Source organism: Mycobacterium asiaticum, assembly GCF_001668675.1.
Classification (GTDB): domain Bacteria; phylum Actinomycetota; class Actinomycetes; order Mycobacteriales; family Mycobacteriaceae; genus Mycobacterium; species Mycobacterium asiaticum_D.
The window spans coordinates 1-15164 of record NZ_LZKQ01000079.1 but is presented as its reverse complement, the minus strand read 5'-3'; the positions used below and the strand labels follow the sequence as shown (position 1 = coordinate 15164).

Here is a 15164-nt window from a genome sequence, read left to right as displayed (position 1 = left end):
GTTCTCCATCAGCTTTCGGCACCGACGCTCGCTTTTTCCGCTGCGGATTCGAACCGGGACGAATTCAGAGCCCATGTTGACCAAGCCAGGACTCGATCGTCTCGGCCGCCGTACTCCATCCCGGCTCGAGCATGATGTCGTGCCCCGCGTGCGGGATGAACACCGGGGACGTCCGATAGGCCGCGGCGGTACGTCCGATGTCGCGGGCCGAATAGACCTGGTCGCCTGCCCCACCCATGACAAGCATCGGTGTGTTGACCTTTCTGGTGTCCACCAGATCGCCGATCACCATGTCGAAAAACATGGCCCGCAAGCTGTCCGGCTGAAGCCGCGCGGCGGTCGCCTCCACCAGATGGTCGGGGGCGCGGCTGCCAAAGAACATCTCCCGGATCCCCGCAGGGGATCCGCACAGGCCGGCGGGGCGGCCCGTTATCGCGAATTTCGTTGAACGCCAGGGATGTCGGCGGAGCGCGCGGATCAGGGAGCCGAGCTGACCACGTGGCGGCGCCGAGGAGATCAGCACCGCGGCCGGGGCATCGTGACTTTCTAAGTACTTCTGGACGACGAACCCGCCCATGGAATGCCCTACCGGCGCCGGCGGTCGCGGCGGCCGCTGCGCAACCGTGGCCACATCGCGGACGAACTCCGAAATCGAGCATATCCGGACGGATTTCTCGACTCGACTCCCACCGTGTCCTCGCAGGCTGAGAGCCAAGACCCGGAACCCTCGGCCCGCGAAGAAATCAAGGAAGTACTCGTCCCAGCACCAGGCCCCGTGCCATGCACCATGCACGAATAACAAGGGCCACGGGTGCATTTCGCTGGTTTCACCTTTGTCGATCACTTCCAGCACGCGGGACCTCGCTTTCCCTGTCGATGCCCGCGAATGGCCTGATGGGGCGTCCGCAAACTCACGGTGACGCCGGCGCGGGCGCGAGCCGATGACGCAGGACGTAATGGTCGGGGTCGAACCGCCTTGTTCTCCGCCGGTAGCTGAAGGTGCCACCCGGCCACAGATTGGTATTGCGGCCGTTGGCGTTCAGATACCAACTCCTGCAGCCGCCGCTTGACCACACGGTTCCGACGCTGAGCCGGTCCACTTCGGCCGTGTACGCCTCTTGAGCGTGGCGGGTCGGCTCGAGCGCCGCGACAGAATGGGTGCGCGCATAACTTATGGTCGAGGCAATGTAGTTGGCCTGGGACTCGTACATGTACAGCACCGATGTATGCCCGAGGCCGGTGTTGGGGCCGGCGATCAGATAGCAGTTGGGAAACCCGGCGACCGTGATGCCCAGGTATGCGGTCGGATTGCCCGCCCACCTTTGCGCCATGCTCATCCCGTCGACACCGCGGATACGGTCGGTCAACGGCAACCGATCCGTCTTGAACCCCGTCCCCAGAACTATTGTGTCGAACCGATGTTCGGCGCCGGTGGCGTCAATTATGCCGCCCGGGGTGATCTCGCGAATGCCCTCAGTGACCACTGTGACGTTGGGCTTGGCGAGCGCGGAGAGGTACTCGTCGGAGATGACGATGCGCTTGCAGCCCAACCGGTAATCGGGAAGCAGCTTTGCCCGCAGTTCGGGATCCGCGACCTGCGCGTAAAGGTGCTTGCGGGCCAGGAACTCGGCCGGTTTCTGGAATGCGGGATGACGGAAGCCGAGGAGCAGTTGCTCGCGCTTGAGGTAGAAGCGCAACCGCTGTAGCCGTTGCAGAGCGGGGAGGGCTCCCAACATCTGTTGCTTGCGGGAACCGATCTCTCGGTCGTGCCGCGGTAGAACCCACGCGGGCGTTCGTTGAAATACCGTCATATGAGCGACGCTTGGCTGTAGGGCTGGTATGAATTGCGCTGCCGACGCACCTGTTCCGATGACCGCGATGCGCTTGCCGGTCAGGTCGATCGCGTGGTCCCACCGGGCGGAGTGAAACAGCGGGCCGGCAAAGCGGTCCATACCGGGAAGCTGTGGAATGTTGGGCTCAGCAAGCGCCCCGGTGGCGACGACAATGTGATTGGCGGTGCGCTCTCCCAGCACCGTCTGGATTCGCCAAAGCTGTTCGACGGGATCCCAATCCAGCCCTTCGACAGCACAATTCAGCAATAGGTGGGGCAACAGCCCGCACCGTCGGACGACATCACGCATGTAGTTCCAGATTTCTGGCTGCTTGGCGAACAGGTTGCGCCACTGCGGGTTCAGCGCCGACGAGAATGAGTACAACTGACACTGAATGTCGACGGCGGCGCCCGGATAAGTGTTGTCCCGCCAGACGCCACCGATGTCTGCGGCGCGATCCATCACCACGAAGTTGTTGATTCCGGCCTGTTGCAGCCGGATTGCTACGGCGATGCCACCGAAGCCGGCGCCGACGATGGCAATTTGATTGTGGGCACGGGCATTTGAGTTCACGACGCCTCCAGCGGGGCTCGCAGGAACGATTGATCGGAATGTGAGGCAGAACCCGATGCGGTACGCCGCCGGCCACTGACCTAAACTGTTGAACAGTGCTTACATTAAGCCTCGATGTAAGCGGTGTCTACATCCGAAGGTGTGACCTAGCTCATGTCGAGTTCGACGTACCATCACGGCGACCTGCGCGCCGCTTGTGTTCGTGCGGCGATCGAGCTCCTCGAAGAGGACGGCACCCCCGCCGGCCTGTCGCTGCGCGCAGTGGCACGCCGCGCCGGGGTTTCCCCCGGAGCGCCGTACCGCCACTATGAGGACCGCGATGCACTGGTCTCCGCGGTCGCCGCCGTCGGCTACCGAGAGCTGGCGGACAGCATGGCGGCTCCCAACCCCTCGCCAAGTACCCCAGAAGATCTCGCGGAGCTCGGCCTCGCCTACGTCGAGTTCGCCTTGCGCCGCCCAGCCCTGTTCCGGTTGATGTTCGGTGAGCCTTGTGAGCGGGAGAACAACGAACGGGTCGCCGCCACGGCCGCCATCTGGGAGCTGGTAAGTGGCGCCGCCCGGGCGTGCTTCCCGGGAGCCGACGTGGAGGCTCTGAGCAACGCCCTGTGGAGCCTCGTGCACGGCCTGGCCTTCTTGCACTTGGACGGCAAGTTCGACGCCACATCGGCGGACGCGGTGTCCGACCGGGTCCGGGCGGCTATCCGCGGCATCGCCACCGCTTCCTTCGCCGAATCCGCGAGATAAGCGCGACGCCCACACAACCGACCTAGACGAGGACGCTGCCACCGTCAACCTTGACCACCGACCCGGTCGAGTAGGTCTGCTCGATGCAGTACAAGTAGGCGCGCGCCACCTCATCGGCTTCCCCGATCCGGCGCAGCGGAATCCCCTGCGCCGCTTGGGCGAACATATCCTCGCGGGCGGCATCACCCATGGAGTCCCACAGCGGCGAGCGCACCACACCCGGTGCGACGGCGTTCACCCGTATCGGTGCCAGCTCGACGGCGAGGGCGGCGGTCAGTGCGTTCATCGCGCCACACAGGCTCACCGGCAGCGGGCCGAATTCGGGTTGCTCACTTGCCGATCCACTGGTCAGCGTTATCGATCCGCCGGGAGGCAGACGCGGGCCGAAGACCCGCACTGCGCTGCACGCGCCGACGAAGCGGGTCCGATAGAAGCCAAGGATCACCTCCGGTGTCAGCCCCGCCGGCGGGACCAACTCCAGCGGCTCGCCCGCGGTGTAGACCAGATGGTCGACGGGCCCCACCTGATCCGCCAGCCGCTCGATGGAAGATGGGTCGGCGAGATCAACTGTGGCGCCCCGTGCGTCGGTGGGCAGCGCGGCCAGCGCGCGCTCCACACTCGAGCTGCGGCGCGAGGCGACGATGGGCGTCGCGCCGCGGTCGGCGACCGCCGCGGCCACGGCGAGCCCGATGCCCGACGTCCCGCCGATGATCAGGACACGTTGGTTGCGCAAGCTCATGCGTCCAGGTTCGACGCGGACGCTTCACTCGTCCAAGACTCTTTTCGTCCGGTAGCGATACCCTTTGGGTATGACCTCCGCCGACCTGGACATGCGCAAGCTGCGCTACTTCGTCGCGGTGGCGGAGGAACTCAATTTCGGACGCGCGGCGGCACGCCTGCACATCGCCCAGCCGGTGCTATCACGCCAGATCCGCTCGCTCGAGCGCGACCTGGGCGTCAAGCTGCTCGACCGGGACACCCGGGGCACCACACTGACCGCCGCCGGGTCACGGCTGCTCGAAGACGGAAGGTTTCTGCTCACGGAGGTCCAGGCGATGCGGCACCGGCTGTCACGCGCGGAAGCGCCCGCCATCGTGGTCACCGTCGGTGTGTTACCCGGCCTGCTGGCGACCGCGGCGGCCCGTGCCTTCGAGGCGGTAGATCCGGCGCGGCGGGTGGTGATCGTGCCGGTGAACTGGGGCGAGCAGGCCGAGGTGATCCGCCGCGGCGACGCGCAGGTGGTCTACGCCCGTTCTCCGTTCGACCTTTCGGGACTGACGACCGCGCCACTGCTGGAGGAACCGCGCGACGTGGTGCTGCCCGCCGACGATCCGCTGGTCGCACGGGGATCGGTATCGCTGGCCGACCTCGCGTCGCGGCGCCTGCTGCAAAACCCGGCATCCGTGCCCGAATGGTACGCGGTCGCCAGCCCGGAACTGCGCCGCCAGGCCGTGCTGTCGTCGGTCAGCGGCGTGGAGCAAAAACTTGAAATGGTCGCCGCGCGAGCCGGTTTCGCGGTGCTGCCGCGCTCGACGGCCAACGCCTACCGGCGACCTGACCTGCGGGTGCTGCCGGCCGACGATCTCCCGCCCAGCAAGGTGGTACTGGCGTGGGACGACACGGTGGCGGATGCGGCTCGCGACGAGTTCATCGCGGCCGCGCTGGCGTGTGCCGGGCAGACGATCGACCCGGCCGCACGCGAATAACATAGGTCCCGATGAACCTCGGACGTGCCGCCCTGACACGGGTGGTGGAGTTGCGCTTCGATCTGCCCACCCGAGTCTTTCCGGGCACACCGGCGGCGGGCTGGCGCGACAACGCCGACCTGCTGATGCCGGACTTCTTCGATCCCGACCACCAAAAGTGCCACATCGCAATTCAGAGCTGGGTGGTCGAGGTGGACGGGCTCGTCGTGGTGGTGGACACCGGCGTCGGCAATGACCGCACCCGTCCCCAGATGCCGCCGCTGGACCATCTGAACACCGCATTCCTGACCACCCTCCACGAGGCGGGCCTCGACCGGCACGCCGTCGACGTGGTGGTCAACACCCACGTCCACTCCGACCATGTGGGGTGGAACACGTTGTTGGACAACGGGGTTTGGGTCCCGACGTTCCCCAACGCGCGGTACCTGGTGCCCGCGCTGGATTACCGGTATTTCGAACCCGACGGGCGTGCGGCCCGACAGCCGCCGCGCACCGCGGAGGAGGAGGCTGCCCAGCAAGCCGACCGTCTGGTGTTCGAGGACAGCATCCTGCCCATCGATCGGTCGGGACAGCTCGTCCAGTGGTCGGACGACTACCAGATCAGCCCATCACTGCGACTGCGGCCGGCGCCGGGCCACACGCCGGGTTCCTCGGTGCTGTGGCTGGACGCGGGTGAGCCGGCGGTGTTCGTCGGCGACCTCACGCACAGCCCGCTGCAGGTGCGCCGCCCGTTCGACGCCTGCGCCTTCGACGTCGACGCAGCCGCGGCCGCGGAAACCCGGCGCCGCATCTTCACCGAATCCGTCCACGCCGGAGCTGCCGTCATTCCCGCTCACTATCCCGGCCACGGCGGCGCGACACTGCGCGCGACCGACGACGGGTTCGACATCGACCGCTGGCTGGATCTCGAAAAGCTCTAACTCAGCCCGATCGGCAGGGACTCGTACACGGTCATGTTGTTGCACAAATTGGGCAACTGCAGTTGCGGCTCGCCGAGTTCGATCGTGTTGGTGTGCAACAGGATTTCGTCGAGTGCCGCCCGCACCTCGGCGCGGGCCAGCATCGCGCCCAGGCAGTGATGGGCACCCCCGCCCCCGAAAGACTGGTGCGGGTTGGGATCCCGGCGGATGTCGAACCGGTAGGGATCGGCGAAGACGTCCTCGTCCCGGTTCGCCGAGCGCAGCATGGTGACCACTCGCGCACCCCCCGGGATCAGCACGTCCCCGAGACGCACGTTCTTGGTCGCGCCGCGCACCCAGAAGATGATCGGCGTGGAATAGCGGATCACCTCTTCGACCGCGGTCGGCCGCGATTGTGGGTCGGACCGATAGACGGCGATCTGGTCGGGGTTGGCCACGAATGCGCGGATGCCGTCACACAGCGCATTGCGGGTCGTGTCGGCGCCGGCCAAGCCGAGGATGAAGAAGAAGATCTCCAACTCGTTGGCCGGCAGCAGGAAGCGATCCCCGGATTCCGAGGTGATCTCGGTCGTACACAGCGCGCTCCAGATGTCGTCGACCGGATGTGCCCGCTTCTGCGCCGTCAACTCGCTGGCGTATTGGAACAGTTCCATGAACGGCATGAGGTCCTCGCCGTCGGGCACCGACATCTGCGCCCCGGCACTCTTCAACACCCGATCGATCAGGCCGAAAACCCGGGGCCGATCCGCCTCGGGGATACCCACGATGTCGCCGATCACCGAGATCGGCAGCCCCGCGGCGAGATTGACGAACTCACCGCCACCGTTGCTCAGCAACTCGCCGGCCATCGCGGCGGCCCGGGCACGAATCCCGTCCTCCAACTTGGCTACCGCGCGTGGCGTGAAGGCACGGGTGATGACCCGGCGACGGATGGTGTGATCCGGCGGGTCCAGGCTGACGATCGCCGGGTAAGCGTCGAACAGCGGGACATCCTGGATCAGCGGACCCCTTGTGGCGGTGAACGATTCATGGTCGCGGTGCACCCGGGCCACGTCGGCGTGCTTGGTGCACACCCAGAACTCGCGCCCCACCGCCGACTTGACGTCATCGGTGAGCTGTTGGTGAAACACCGGTGTACGGGTCCGCAACTGCGCGAAGAGGTCCTCCGGGAAGGACGACGCCCAAACATCCGGATGAGCGAGATCGATTGTGGTTTCCGTCATTTGATTTCCTTGCGCAGTCCGTTCAGAATCACCCGCAACCCATAGCTGAATGTCTGGTCGCCGAGCGCACCCAGGTGTGCAAGCTGCACCGAACCCAGCAGGTGCACGTAGAGCGTGGCATGAGCCGCCTCGAAATCTCTCTTCGGCAAGCCGGACTGGTGCAGAATGCTGCGGGACGCACGATCCATCTCGGTGGCCGCTGCAGTGTGTGGGTGTTCCTGGAGCAGGCCCGCGATGCCCGGGACCTCGTTGAGCACCTTGAAGGCGTTCGTGTAGAGCGCAACCAGTCTCGACTCCCAGTCACCTTTCTGAGGCACTTCGATCTGCGCCAGCACCGATTCGATCAGCAAATCGAGCAGTTCACTCTTGTCGCGCACGTGGTAGTACACCGACGACGGGCGGGTGCCTGCCTCTGCCGCCAGGGCACGGATCGTCACCTGTTTGACACCCACGCGCTTGGCCATCTGCCACAGGTGCTTGGTCAGGTGCGCGCGGTCAAGTGCGCCGTACCGCAGCACCGGCGTCTCCATCCAAGCACCCCCGTTTCGAACAGCGTTCTGATTAGAACAGTGTTCGACAAAGGCTGTCAACGCCTGCGATGGACGGCTGCGTCGCTAGGTCGTCAGCGCACCGACCGATCTGCCGATCAGCGGCTCTGCCGCGCGCGCCACTGGCGGGGCGTGCCACCGTGGGTCCGGCCGAACAAGCGGCTGAAATACCCGGGATCGGCGATGCCGACGCGCCTGGCCACCTCACCGACGGGAAGATCGGTCTCGGTCAACAGTTCGCGCGCTTCGGCCATCCGGCGTTCGATGATCCACTCCTGCACTGTTCGTCCGGTGCGACGGCGCACCACCGTGGTCAGGTGCCCGGGTGTCATGCCTACCTCACTGGCGACGTCGCGCAGCGACAACGGCTCACCGAGCCGCCTGTCGATCACTTCGAACACCTCGGCCAGCAGCGGCTCCCCGCTACGCCGTAGATCGGCCACCACGTCGCCGGCCAAACGCGCCAGTTCGATCAGCAGAAGGGTCAAGTGCGCCAGCGCGGCCTGTCGAGAGCCCTGCAGACGCTGGGTCAACTCCGTTTCGATCGATCGGATCGTGTCATCCCAGGCCGCTCGCCGGGCCACCGGCACCTCCAGCGCCAGCACGCCACCCGACTGCCCGTGCAGGAACGGGAACAGCAGGGGGTGGGTTCGCCAGGCCGGCCACGGCGACCGCGCATCCTCGCCGAGCGCGGCCGGGTCGAAGAACACCGCAACCCCGTCTTCCGCGGGAACCACCTGGCTCGGATCGAGGACCGTGCCTGGCGCCGCCACGTACACCATTCCCGTGGGGGCGACGTACCAGAGCGCGGGAAAGTCGTGGATGTGTGGCCGGGGTTCGACGAGTTCGTCGTGCCGGGCGACCGACACCGGAGGTGTGTCCGGGCCGGTCCGGTACCGGTAGACGGGTACGCCGCCGCAGTGCTGGACGAGACGGGCCGGCTGAGCCATATGGCCAAAGATAGTCCTAATTTCGGCAACGATCACCCAATTGCTCGGCTGAACAATGGCTCAGCATGGAAGGTATGACCAAACATCATCCGCATGATTACCTGCCGGCCACCGGTCACGACGCGTTCCTGCCGGCTTACGACCTGATCGCGCGCCTGATGGGTTTCAAGAGCGTCTACCAGCGACTCGTTACGCAGGCCGATATCTCCGATGGTCACCGGGTATTGGAAATCGGTTGCGGGACAGGAAATCTGGCCCTGGAAGTCAAGCGCTCCCATCCCTCGGCGGACGTCACCGGATCCGATCCCGACCCACGGATGCTGGAAGTGGCGAAACGAAAAGCCGCCGGGCTGAGCGGGATTCGCTTCGAAGAGGGCTATGCCCAACGGCTCCCCTATTCCGACGGCGAGTTCGACCGGGTGCTGTCGTCGATGATGCTGCACCATCTGGACAGCGAGGCGAAGACCGCCGCGGCCGCGGAGATTTACCGGGTGTTGCGTCCCGGCGGTCGGCTGAACCTGGTGGACATCGGCGGCGACGCGCACAGCGGGGGCCTGATGTCGCGACTCATCCGGCACAACCATCACGCGGCGGGCAACTTCGGCGACGCGATCCCGCGGTTGCTGCGCGACGCGGGCTTCGACTGCACCGAAGTCGCCTCCCACCGGCAGCGGATCGTCGGGCAGCTGAGCTACTACCGGGCGACACGTCCGGCGTAGTCACGCTCGCCGGGCGCGCACGCTCAGCGCTGGTCGATCGCCACCTTCACCGCACCGCTTTCGCCCTGGTCGGCTATTGCCAGAAACGCCTCCCGCCACCGCTCCAGCCGGAACGTGTGCGTGAGCATGGGCCGCAGATCGATGCGGCCGGCCGTCACCAGATCGAGGTAGTGCTCGATGGCATGCCTGCGCCGACCGTCGACTTCCTCGACGCCGAAGGCGTTGGAGCCGACCCAGCTGATCTCCTTGAAGTACAGCGGGCTCCACTCCCAGCGGCCGGGCGCGTGCACCCCGGCCTTGACCAGCGTCCCCCGCGCGCGTAGCACCCGCACCCCGACCTCGAATGTCTCCGGCTTGCCCACGGTGTCATAGACGACGTCGACGGCGCCGGGATGGGCCATCGGCAAGCCCAGTAACGGTTGGCGCAACCGGCCGCCGCCCCAGGCGACGAGCTCCTCGATGAGGACCGATCGTGGTTCGTGCGCAAGGACTTTGGCGGCACCGAAGTGTCCGGCCAGCTCGGCTTGAGCATCAAACCGCGCCACGACGGCCACCGCCACGTCCGGGTACAGGGCCCCCAAGATGGCGACCGCGCACAGGCCGAGCGAACCGGCGCCATACACCAGGGCCCGACCCGAACGGGGCGGTGGGTGGCGGGTGATCGCATGCAGGGAAACCGAGAACGGGTCGGCGAACACCGCGGCCTCGTCCGGTATCGAATCCGGAACGGGAAAAAGCATGCTGTCATGGGCCGGCATCAATTCGGCGTATCCACCGGTGACATCGGCCGACAGCCCGGTGTGAATGCCGGGCTTGATGTCACCGTCGGTGAAGCTCCAACACAGGCTGTAGTCGCCGCTTTCGCAGGCGGGACACGGCGGCGCTATGCCACGGGGTCCGCACGACAGCCACGGGTTGAGCACCACCCGCTGGCCCGCTTCGAGGCCCCTGGCCCGCGGCCCCAGCTCGACCACCTCGGCGACCACCTCGTGGCCCATCACCTGCGGGAAGGAGCAGAACGCGGCCAGGGCGTTGTCGGCAGCGTCGGCGCCGAAGTCCAGCAGAATCTGCTTGGAGTCCGACCCGCAGATGCCGGTCAACAGCGGTCGGGCGATCACCCAATCCTCATGCGGCAGAACGGGATCCGGCATATCTCGCAATCCCGTGGGGGTGCGGGCCAGGTTCTGTACCAGCGGACCCGCGTGCTCGGGAACCCCGACGTCCTCGGGCGGCACCCCGTAGACCAGCGCTCTCATTGCTGTGCCATGCCGGCGATGAACGCATCGAGGTCCGCGTTCTTCGCATCGACCACGGCCTTCAGATCCGGCAGATAGTGCTCGAAGCGCTCGCTGTCCAGTGCCGCGACGATGCCCGCCGCGGCTTCCTCGGGTGCCACCTTCGGGCCCTGGTAGCGGGGTTCGTCGTTTTCGGGACGATCCCAGATCTCGGTGTCTACGGGACCAAGCTGGATCAGTTTCACCGAAACTCCGGTGCCCGCCAGATCCATCGCCATGGCCTCGCTCCACCCGGATAGTGCGAATTTGCTTGCACAATAGGCTGTTTCGTTGACGATACCCAGTCGTCCCGCGACGCTGGCCACGTTGACGATGACGCCCGAACGGCGGGCCAGCATGCGCGGCAGTAGCGCCAGCGACAGCCGCATCGGCGCGAAGAAGTTGACCCGCATCACGCCCTCGACCTCGTCGGGTTTGAGCGCAGTCACGGCCCGGCGCTTGGGCACCGCCGCGTTGTTCACCAGCACGTCGATGCCGCCCAGCGCATGCCACGCCTGCAAGGCCAGCCGGCTCGCCGCCACCCCGTCCGCGAGATCGGCGACCCACATCACCGACTCGGGCGAGTCCGCGCGACAGTCGGCGAGGACGTCGGCCAGCCGGTCCTCCCGGCGGGCGATCAGGCCCACCACCGCCCCCTGCGCGGCCACCGCCCTCGCCAGCGCCGCCCCGACACCCGATGAAGCCCCCGTGATGAGCACTCGCTTGCCTGCCAGAGTCATGGGTTACAGGTTGCCGCGAAGCCGGCCGACCCGCAGCCACTTTGCTGGTCAAAGTTTGTTACGTTGGCTAAAGATCAACGGCTACTTGGCGAATGAGGCACTGCATGACGTCCTCCGGTTCCGCACGATACGAGGGAGACAGCTGGGATCTGGCGTCCAGCGTCGGAGTGACCGCCACCATGGTCGCAGCGGCGCGCGCAATGGCGACCCACGGCGAAAACCCGCTCATTGACGACCCGTTCGCCGAGCCGCTGGTGCGGGCCGTCGGCATCGACGTGCTCACCCGGCTGGCGACCGGCGAACTCAGTGCCGCCGACCTCGACGACGACCCCGAGCGCCCCTTCACCGCGGTAACCGCCGCCGCCGACAACATGGCCGTCCGCACCAAATTCTTCGACGAGTTCTTTCTGGATGCGGCCCGCGCCGGCATCACCCAGGCCGTGATCCTTGCCGCGGGACTGGACTCGCGTGCGTACCGGCTGCCCTGGCCCGCGCGAGCCGTCGTCTACGAAGTCGACCAACCGCAAGTCATCGAGTTCAAGTCACGCACCATGGCCGATTTGGGCGCCCACCCACGCGCCGATCGCCGCACGGTCGCGGTGGACCTGCGCGACGACTGGCCCGCCGCCTTGCGCGCAGCGGGCTTCGACCCCGCGCTGCCGACCGCGTGGAGTGCTGAAGGCTTGCTCGGTTATCTGCCGCCGGATGCCCAAGACCGCTTGCTGGACACCGTTACTGGGCTCAGCGCGTTGGGCAGCAGGATCGCCAGCGAAAGCATGAACAGGGTCGACGACGGGGACGAGGACCGGTTGCGGGAGCGCATGCGGACCGTCTCGCAGCGTTGGCGTGCGCACGGGCTCGATCTGGATATGACCACGCTCGTATACTTCGGTGACCGCAACAAGGCCGCGGCCTACCTGTCCGACCGCGGTTGGCTGATGACCAGCATCCCGCTGCCGGAACTACGTGCGATCAACGGCCTTTCACCACAGCCCGAGGAAGACGTACCCGCGGTGGAGATGTTGTACATCAGTGGCACGCTGTACAAGACACATTGAGCAGACGGGACGGGTATGGCACGCGCTCACGACGACAACTGGGACCTCGCATCGAGCGTCGGTGCCACCGCGACCATGGTGGCCGCGGGGCGCGCACTGGCGACCAAGTCCCCCGACGGCTTGATCGACGATCCGTTCGCCGACCCGCTGGTTCGCGCGGTAGGGGTGGACTTCTTCACCAAGATGATCGACGGTGAGCTCGAACTCGAGTCCTTCGAGAATTTTTCGCCCGACCGCATGCAGGCGATGATCAACGGAATGGGGGTACGCACCAAGTACTTTGACGAGTACTTTGCGAACGCCACCACCCACGGGGTGCGTCAGGCCGTCATCCTGGCGTCCGGGCTGGACGCGCGAGCCTACCGGTTGCCGTGGCCGGACGGCACCGTGGTCTACGAGATCGACCAGCCGCAGGTGATCGAGTTCAAGACGACGACACTGGCCGGCATCGGCGCTGAACCCACCGCCACGCGGCGCCCGGTGGCGATCGATCTGCGGGGCGACTGGCCGGCGGCGTTGCAGGCGGCCGGTCTGGACGCGACGAAACCGACCGCGTGGCTTGCCGAGGGACTCCTGATCTACTTACCGCCGGACGCCCAGGACCGGCTCTTCGACAACATCACCGCACTCAGTGCGCCCGGCAGCACCGTAGCGACCGAATTCGTGCCCGGCATCATCGATTTCGACGCCGACCGGGTACGCGAGATGTCCGGTTCGTTGCGCAATCACGGTCTCGACGTCGACATGGCGTCGCTGGTCTACTCCGGCGAGCGCAACCATGTGCTCGACTATCTGCGCGGCAAGGGATGGGAAGTCGACGGCGTTACCCGCACCGACCTGTTCCGCCACAACGGCTTACCCGTTCCGGCCACCGAAGACGACGACCCACTCGGTGAGATCATCTTCATCAGCGGCGCGTTGCGCTGACAGTGTGCCCCGCTGGGAATCAGAAGCGCGACGGGCCCAGCCACAGCACATTGGCGCCGCCCAACGTCTGGCCCGCTTGTTCGATGACGCCCAGCACGGACCGGACGAGCAGCGCCCCCACCGCGTCGGGCAGCGACGCCGCGGCGGGCTGTGACGACGTCCGGCGCACCATGTCCAGCAGCGACGAGCCGGGATAGCTGAGCACCCGGACCTCGTCGTCCGGGTCCAGCCCGGCCAGCACCTTGGCGCGGCGCACCGCGGTCCGCAGACCACCGAGTTCGTCGACCAGACCGCGCTCAAGCGCGTCGGCACCCGTCCAGACCCGGCCTCGGGCAACGACTTCCACGTCGTCGGTGGTCAAATTGCGACCGTCGGCAACCCGCTGCACGAAGTCGTTGTAGAACAGGTCTGCCTCGGCCTCGCGGATGGCCTGCTGTTCCGGAGTGAACGGCGCGTCGATGGACCAGGCGTCGGCGTTGGCGTTGGTTCGCACGGTGTCGGAGCTGACACCGAGGCGGTCCTTCAGGTCACGCACCACCAGCTTGCCGGTGATGACGCCGATGGAACCGGTGATGGTGCCCGGATTGGCCACGATCGCGTCCGCGCCCATCGAGACGTAGTAACCCCCGGACGCCGCGACCGAACCCATCGACGCCACCACCGGCTTGCCGCGCTCGCGGGCCCGCAGCACCTCGCGCCAGATGGTTTCCGACGCCGTCACCGAGCCACCGGGGCTGTCCACCCGTAGCACGATCGCCGACACCGACTCCTGGGCCGCCGCTTCACGCAGCGCCGCCGCGATGGTGTCGCCGCCGGCGCTGGACGGCCCGATCGGCAAGCCCTGCGGTCCACCCCGGCCGTTGACGATCGCGCCCTCGAGGGTGACAACGGCGATCGTCGGCTTGGCCCGGCGTCCCGGCATGGACGGCACCGGCGGCGCCAGCCGCGACCGGGCGGCACCGGCGTAGCGCGCCAGATACATGCGCGGTGGTTTGTCGTCGGCGTCTTCATACTCCGCGGGACTGACGCCGACCAATTCCGCTATGCGGGCATAAGCCTCGTCGCGGAATCCGATCCGGTCCACCAAACCGGATTCGAGCGCGGCGTCCCGCAGCAACGGGGCGCGGTCGGCCAACTCGTCGAGCACCCCGACATCGACCTTGCGGGATTCCGAAACCGCCTGCCACACCTGGGATTGCAGGCTTTCCAGCATCCGGGTGACCGCCTCGCGATGCGCCTCGGTGAAGCCGCCCTCGGTGAAAAGGTTTGCTGCCGACTTGTATTCGCCCTTTGCGATGAATTGTGCTTCGATACCCGCTTTCTCCAGGGCATCGCGCAGGAACATGGCGTGGCTGGCGAACCCGATCAACCCGACGTCGCCGGAGGGCTGCATCCACACCTCGCGGAACGCTGAGGCCAGGTAGTAGGACAGTGTGCCGGGATAGGTCTCAGCCCAGGCCAGCGAGGGCTTGACCGCGCTGAACGCCGCGATGGCATCGCGCAACTCCTGCACCGCCGCGATCGGCGAGGGCGGCAGCTGTACCCGGGCGATCAGGCCGGCGACCCGGGGGTCCTCGGCAGCGCGGTGGATCGCCGCGACCGCGTCACGCAGCGCCAGCTGGCGTCCGCCGCCGGTGATCAGCGTCAGCGGGTCGAAGCCCGTCGTCTCCGGCGGGGCGCTGCGCAGGTTCAGCTCCAGCACACAGCCGTTGGGTACGCCGTGGTGTCGAGCGGTGTCGACCCGGCCGACGAGGGCGCGCACATCGTCGAGGCCGGGCAGCGTAGGCAGAAAGGCGAACATGTTTGCCAGCGTACCGACCGCCCGAGTGGGCGCGTGTTGGCGGGGGGGGGGGGGGGGGGGGCCGCCCCCCCCCCCCCCCCCCGCGGGGGGGGGGGGGGGGGGGGGGCGCCCCCCCCCCCCCCCCCCCCGGGGGGGGGGGGGGGGGGGGG

General features: G+C 67.0%; 15 protein-coding genes. 6 read left to right on the top strand and 9 right to left on the bottom strand.

Features of this window, described 5'->3' with window-relative positions; translation table 11 throughout:
* Nucleotides 1-64 precede the first annotated feature (64 nt).
* Both A9X01_RS07655 and A9X01_RS07650 read right to left on the bottom strand, forming a co-directional pair.
* Nucleotides 65-853 (bottom strand): alpha/beta hydrolase, encoded by a 789-nt coding sequence (locus tag A9X01_RS07655; protein ID WP_172832463.1) that lies wholly within the window; start codon nt 851-853, stop codon nt 65-67.
* Between the two features lie 58 nt (nt 854-911).
* A complete protein-coding gene (locus A9X01_RS07650) occupies nt 912-2405 on the bottom strand; it encodes a flavin-containing monooxygenase (RefSeq protein ID WP_065120172.1) in 1494 nt (497 codons plus the stop codon).
* A 153-nt stretch (nt 2406-2558) separates the two neighbouring features.
* Here A9X01_RS07650 and A9X01_RS07645 point away from each other — a divergent pair, with 153 nt between their 5' ends.
* The gene (locus A9X01_RS07645) at nt 2559-3149 is read left to right on the top strand and encodes a TetR/AcrR family transcriptional regulator (protein ID WP_065120171.1); all 591 of its coding nucleotides are present in this window, start codon (nt 2559-2561) and stop codon (nt 3147-3149) included.
* Nucleotides 3150-3171: 22 nt separating this feature from the next.
* On the opposite strand, the gene A9X01_RS07640 is transcribed toward A9X01_RS07645, so the two are convergent.
* Nucleotides 3172-3888 carry an SDR family oxidoreductase gene (locus A9X01_RS07640; protein ID WP_065120170.1) on the bottom strand — a complete coding sequence of 239 codons (717 nt, stop codon included), beginning with the start codon at nt 3886-3888 and terminating at the stop codon, nt 3172-3174.
* Nucleotides 3889-3958: 70 nt separating this feature from the next.
* Here A9X01_RS07640 and A9X01_RS07635 point away from each other — a divergent pair, with 70 nt between their 5' ends.
* Both A9X01_RS07635 and A9X01_RS07630 read left to right on the top strand, forming a co-directional pair.
* Nucleotides 3959-4855 (top strand): LysR family transcriptional regulator, encoded by an 897-nt coding sequence (locus A9X01_RS07635; RefSeq protein ID WP_065120169.1) that lies wholly within the window; start codon nt 3959-3961, stop codon nt 4853-4855.
* Nucleotides 4856-4866: 11 nt separating this feature from the next.
* Nucleotides 4867-5775 carry an MBL fold metallo-hydrolase gene (locus A9X01_RS07630; RefSeq protein ID WP_065120168.1) on the top strand — a complete coding sequence of 303 codons (909 nt, stop codon included), beginning with the start codon at nt 4867-4869 and terminating at the stop codon, nt 5773-5775.
* Here A9X01_RS07630 and A9X01_RS07625 read toward each other — a convergent pair.
* The 3 genes from A9X01_RS07625 to A9X01_RS07615 form a co-directional block, all read right to left on the bottom strand.
* Nucleotides 5772-6998 carry a cytochrome P450 gene (locus A9X01_RS07625; RefSeq protein WP_065120167.1) on the bottom strand — a complete coding sequence of 409 codons (1227 nt, stop codon included), beginning with the start codon at nt 6996-6998 and terminating at the stop codon, nt 5772-5774. The genes A9X01_RS07630 and A9X01_RS07625 overlap by 4 nt on opposite strands.
* Nucleotides 6995-7528, bottom strand: coding sequence for a TetR/AcrR family transcriptional regulator (locus A9X01_RS07620; protein WP_065120166.1), 534 nt, complete (start codon nt 7526-7528; stop codon nt 6995-6997). The genes A9X01_RS07625 and A9X01_RS07620 overlap by 4 nt, the downstream gene beginning before the upstream one ends.
* Nucleotides 7529-7644: 116 nt before the next feature.
* Complete coding sequence (locus tag A9X01_RS07615; RefSeq protein WP_065120165.1) at nt 7645-8496, bottom strand: helix-turn-helix transcriptional regulator; 852 nt, start codon at nt 8494-8496, stop codon at nt 7645-7647.
* A gap of 74 nt (nt 8497-8570) precedes the next feature.
* On the opposite strand from A9X01_RS07615, the gene A9X01_RS07610 reads away from it, so the two are divergent.
* The gene (locus A9X01_RS07610; protein WP_436405243.1) at nt 8571-9215 is read left to right on the top strand and encodes a class I SAM-dependent methyltransferase; all 645 of its coding nucleotides are present in this window, start codon (nt 8571-8573) and stop codon (nt 9213-9215) included.
* Between the two features lie 23 nt (nt 9216-9238).
* On the opposite strand, the gene A9X01_RS07605 is transcribed toward A9X01_RS07610, so the two are convergent.
* Nucleotides 9239-10471: a zinc-dependent alcohol dehydrogenase gene (locus tag A9X01_RS07605; protein ID WP_065120163.1), complete on the bottom strand. Its 1233-nt coding sequence runs from the start codon at nt 10469-10471 to the stop codon at nt 9239-9241.
* Entirely contained in the window at nt 10468-11223 is a 756-nt protein-coding gene (locus A9X01_RS07600; RefSeq protein WP_065120184.1) for an SDR family NAD(P)-dependent oxidoreductase, read from the bottom strand. Before A9X01_RS07600 ends, A9X01_RS07605 begins: the two co-directional genes overlap by 4 nt.
* Nucleotides 11224-11333: 110 nt before the next feature.
* Between A9X01_RS07600 and A9X01_RS07595 the strand changes: the two genes are divergently transcribed.
* On the top strand, nt 11334-12287 hold the full coding sequence (locus A9X01_RS07595; RefSeq protein ID WP_065120162.1) for a class I SAM-dependent methyltransferase: 954 nt from the start codon (nt 11334-11336) through the stop codon (nt 12285-12287).
* A gap of 15 nt (nt 12288-12302) precedes the next feature.
* Nucleotides 12303-13214 (top strand): class I SAM-dependent methyltransferase, encoded by a 912-nt coding sequence (locus tag A9X01_RS07590; protein ID WP_065120161.1) that lies wholly within the window; start codon nt 12303-12305, stop codon nt 13212-13214.
* Between the two features lie 19 nt (nt 13215-13233).
* Here the strand turns inward: A9X01_RS07590 and sppA are convergent, their stop codons facing one another.
* Nucleotides 13234-15015, bottom strand: a complete 1782-nt coding sequence (sppA, locus tag A9X01_RS07585) for a signal peptide peptidase SppA (protein ID WP_065120160.1) — start codon at nt 15013-15015, stop codon at nt 13234-13236.
* Nucleotides 15016-15164 lie beyond the last annotated feature (149 nt).

What these genes read in the sequence shown, in the direction of transcription:
- A9X01_RS07645 (WP_065120171.1), top strand. Translation starts at nt 2,559, where the DNA reads ATGTCGAGTTCGACGTACCATCACGGCGACCTGCGCGCCGCTTGTGTT.
- A9X01_RS07620 (WP_065120166.1), bottom strand. Translation starts at nt 7,528, where the DNA reads ATGGAGACGCCGGTGCTGCGGTACGGCGCACTTGACCGCGCGCACCTG.
- A9X01_RS07625 (WP_065120167.1), bottom strand. Translation starts at nt 6,998, where the DNA reads ATGACGGAAACCACAATCGATCTCGCTCATCCGGATGTTTGGGCGTCG.
- A9X01_RS07590 (WP_065120161.1), top strand. Translation starts at nt 12,303, where the DNA reads ATGGCACGCGCTCACGACGACAACTGGGACCTCGCATCGAGCGTCGGT.
- A9X01_RS07595 (WP_065120162.1), top strand. Translation starts at nt 11,334, where the DNA reads ATGACGTCCTCCGGTTCCGCACGATACGAGGGAGACAGCTGGGATCTG.
- A9X01_RS07615 (WP_065120165.1), bottom strand. Translation starts at nt 8,496, where the DNA reads ATGGCTCAGCCGGCCCGTCTCGTCCAGCACTGCGGCGGCGTACCCGTC.
- A9X01_RS07610 (WP_436405243.1), top strand. Translation starts at nt 8,571, where the DNA reads ATGACCAAACATCATCCGCATGATTACCTGCCGGCCACCGGTCACGAC.
- A9X01_RS07605 (WP_065120163.1), bottom strand. Translation starts at nt 10,471, where the DNA reads ATGAGAGCGCTGGTCTACGGGGTGCCGCCCGAGGACGTCGGGGTTCCC.
- A9X01_RS07630 (WP_065120168.1), top strand. Translation starts at nt 4,867, where the DNA reads ATGAACCTCGGACGTGCCGCCCTGACACGGGTGGTGGAGTTGCGCTTC.
- sppA (WP_065120160.1), bottom strand. Translation starts at nt 15,015, where the DNA reads ATGTTCGCCTTTCTGCCTACGCTGCCCGGCCTCGACGATGTGCGCGCC.
- A9X01_RS07640 (WP_065120170.1), bottom strand. Translation starts at nt 3,888, where the DNA reads ATGAGCTTGCGCAACCAACGTGTCCTGATCATCGGCGGGACGTCGGGC.
- A9X01_RS07635 (WP_065120169.1), top strand. Translation starts at nt 3,959, where the DNA reads ATGACCTCCGCCGACCTGGACATGCGCAAGCTGCGCTACTTCGTCGCG.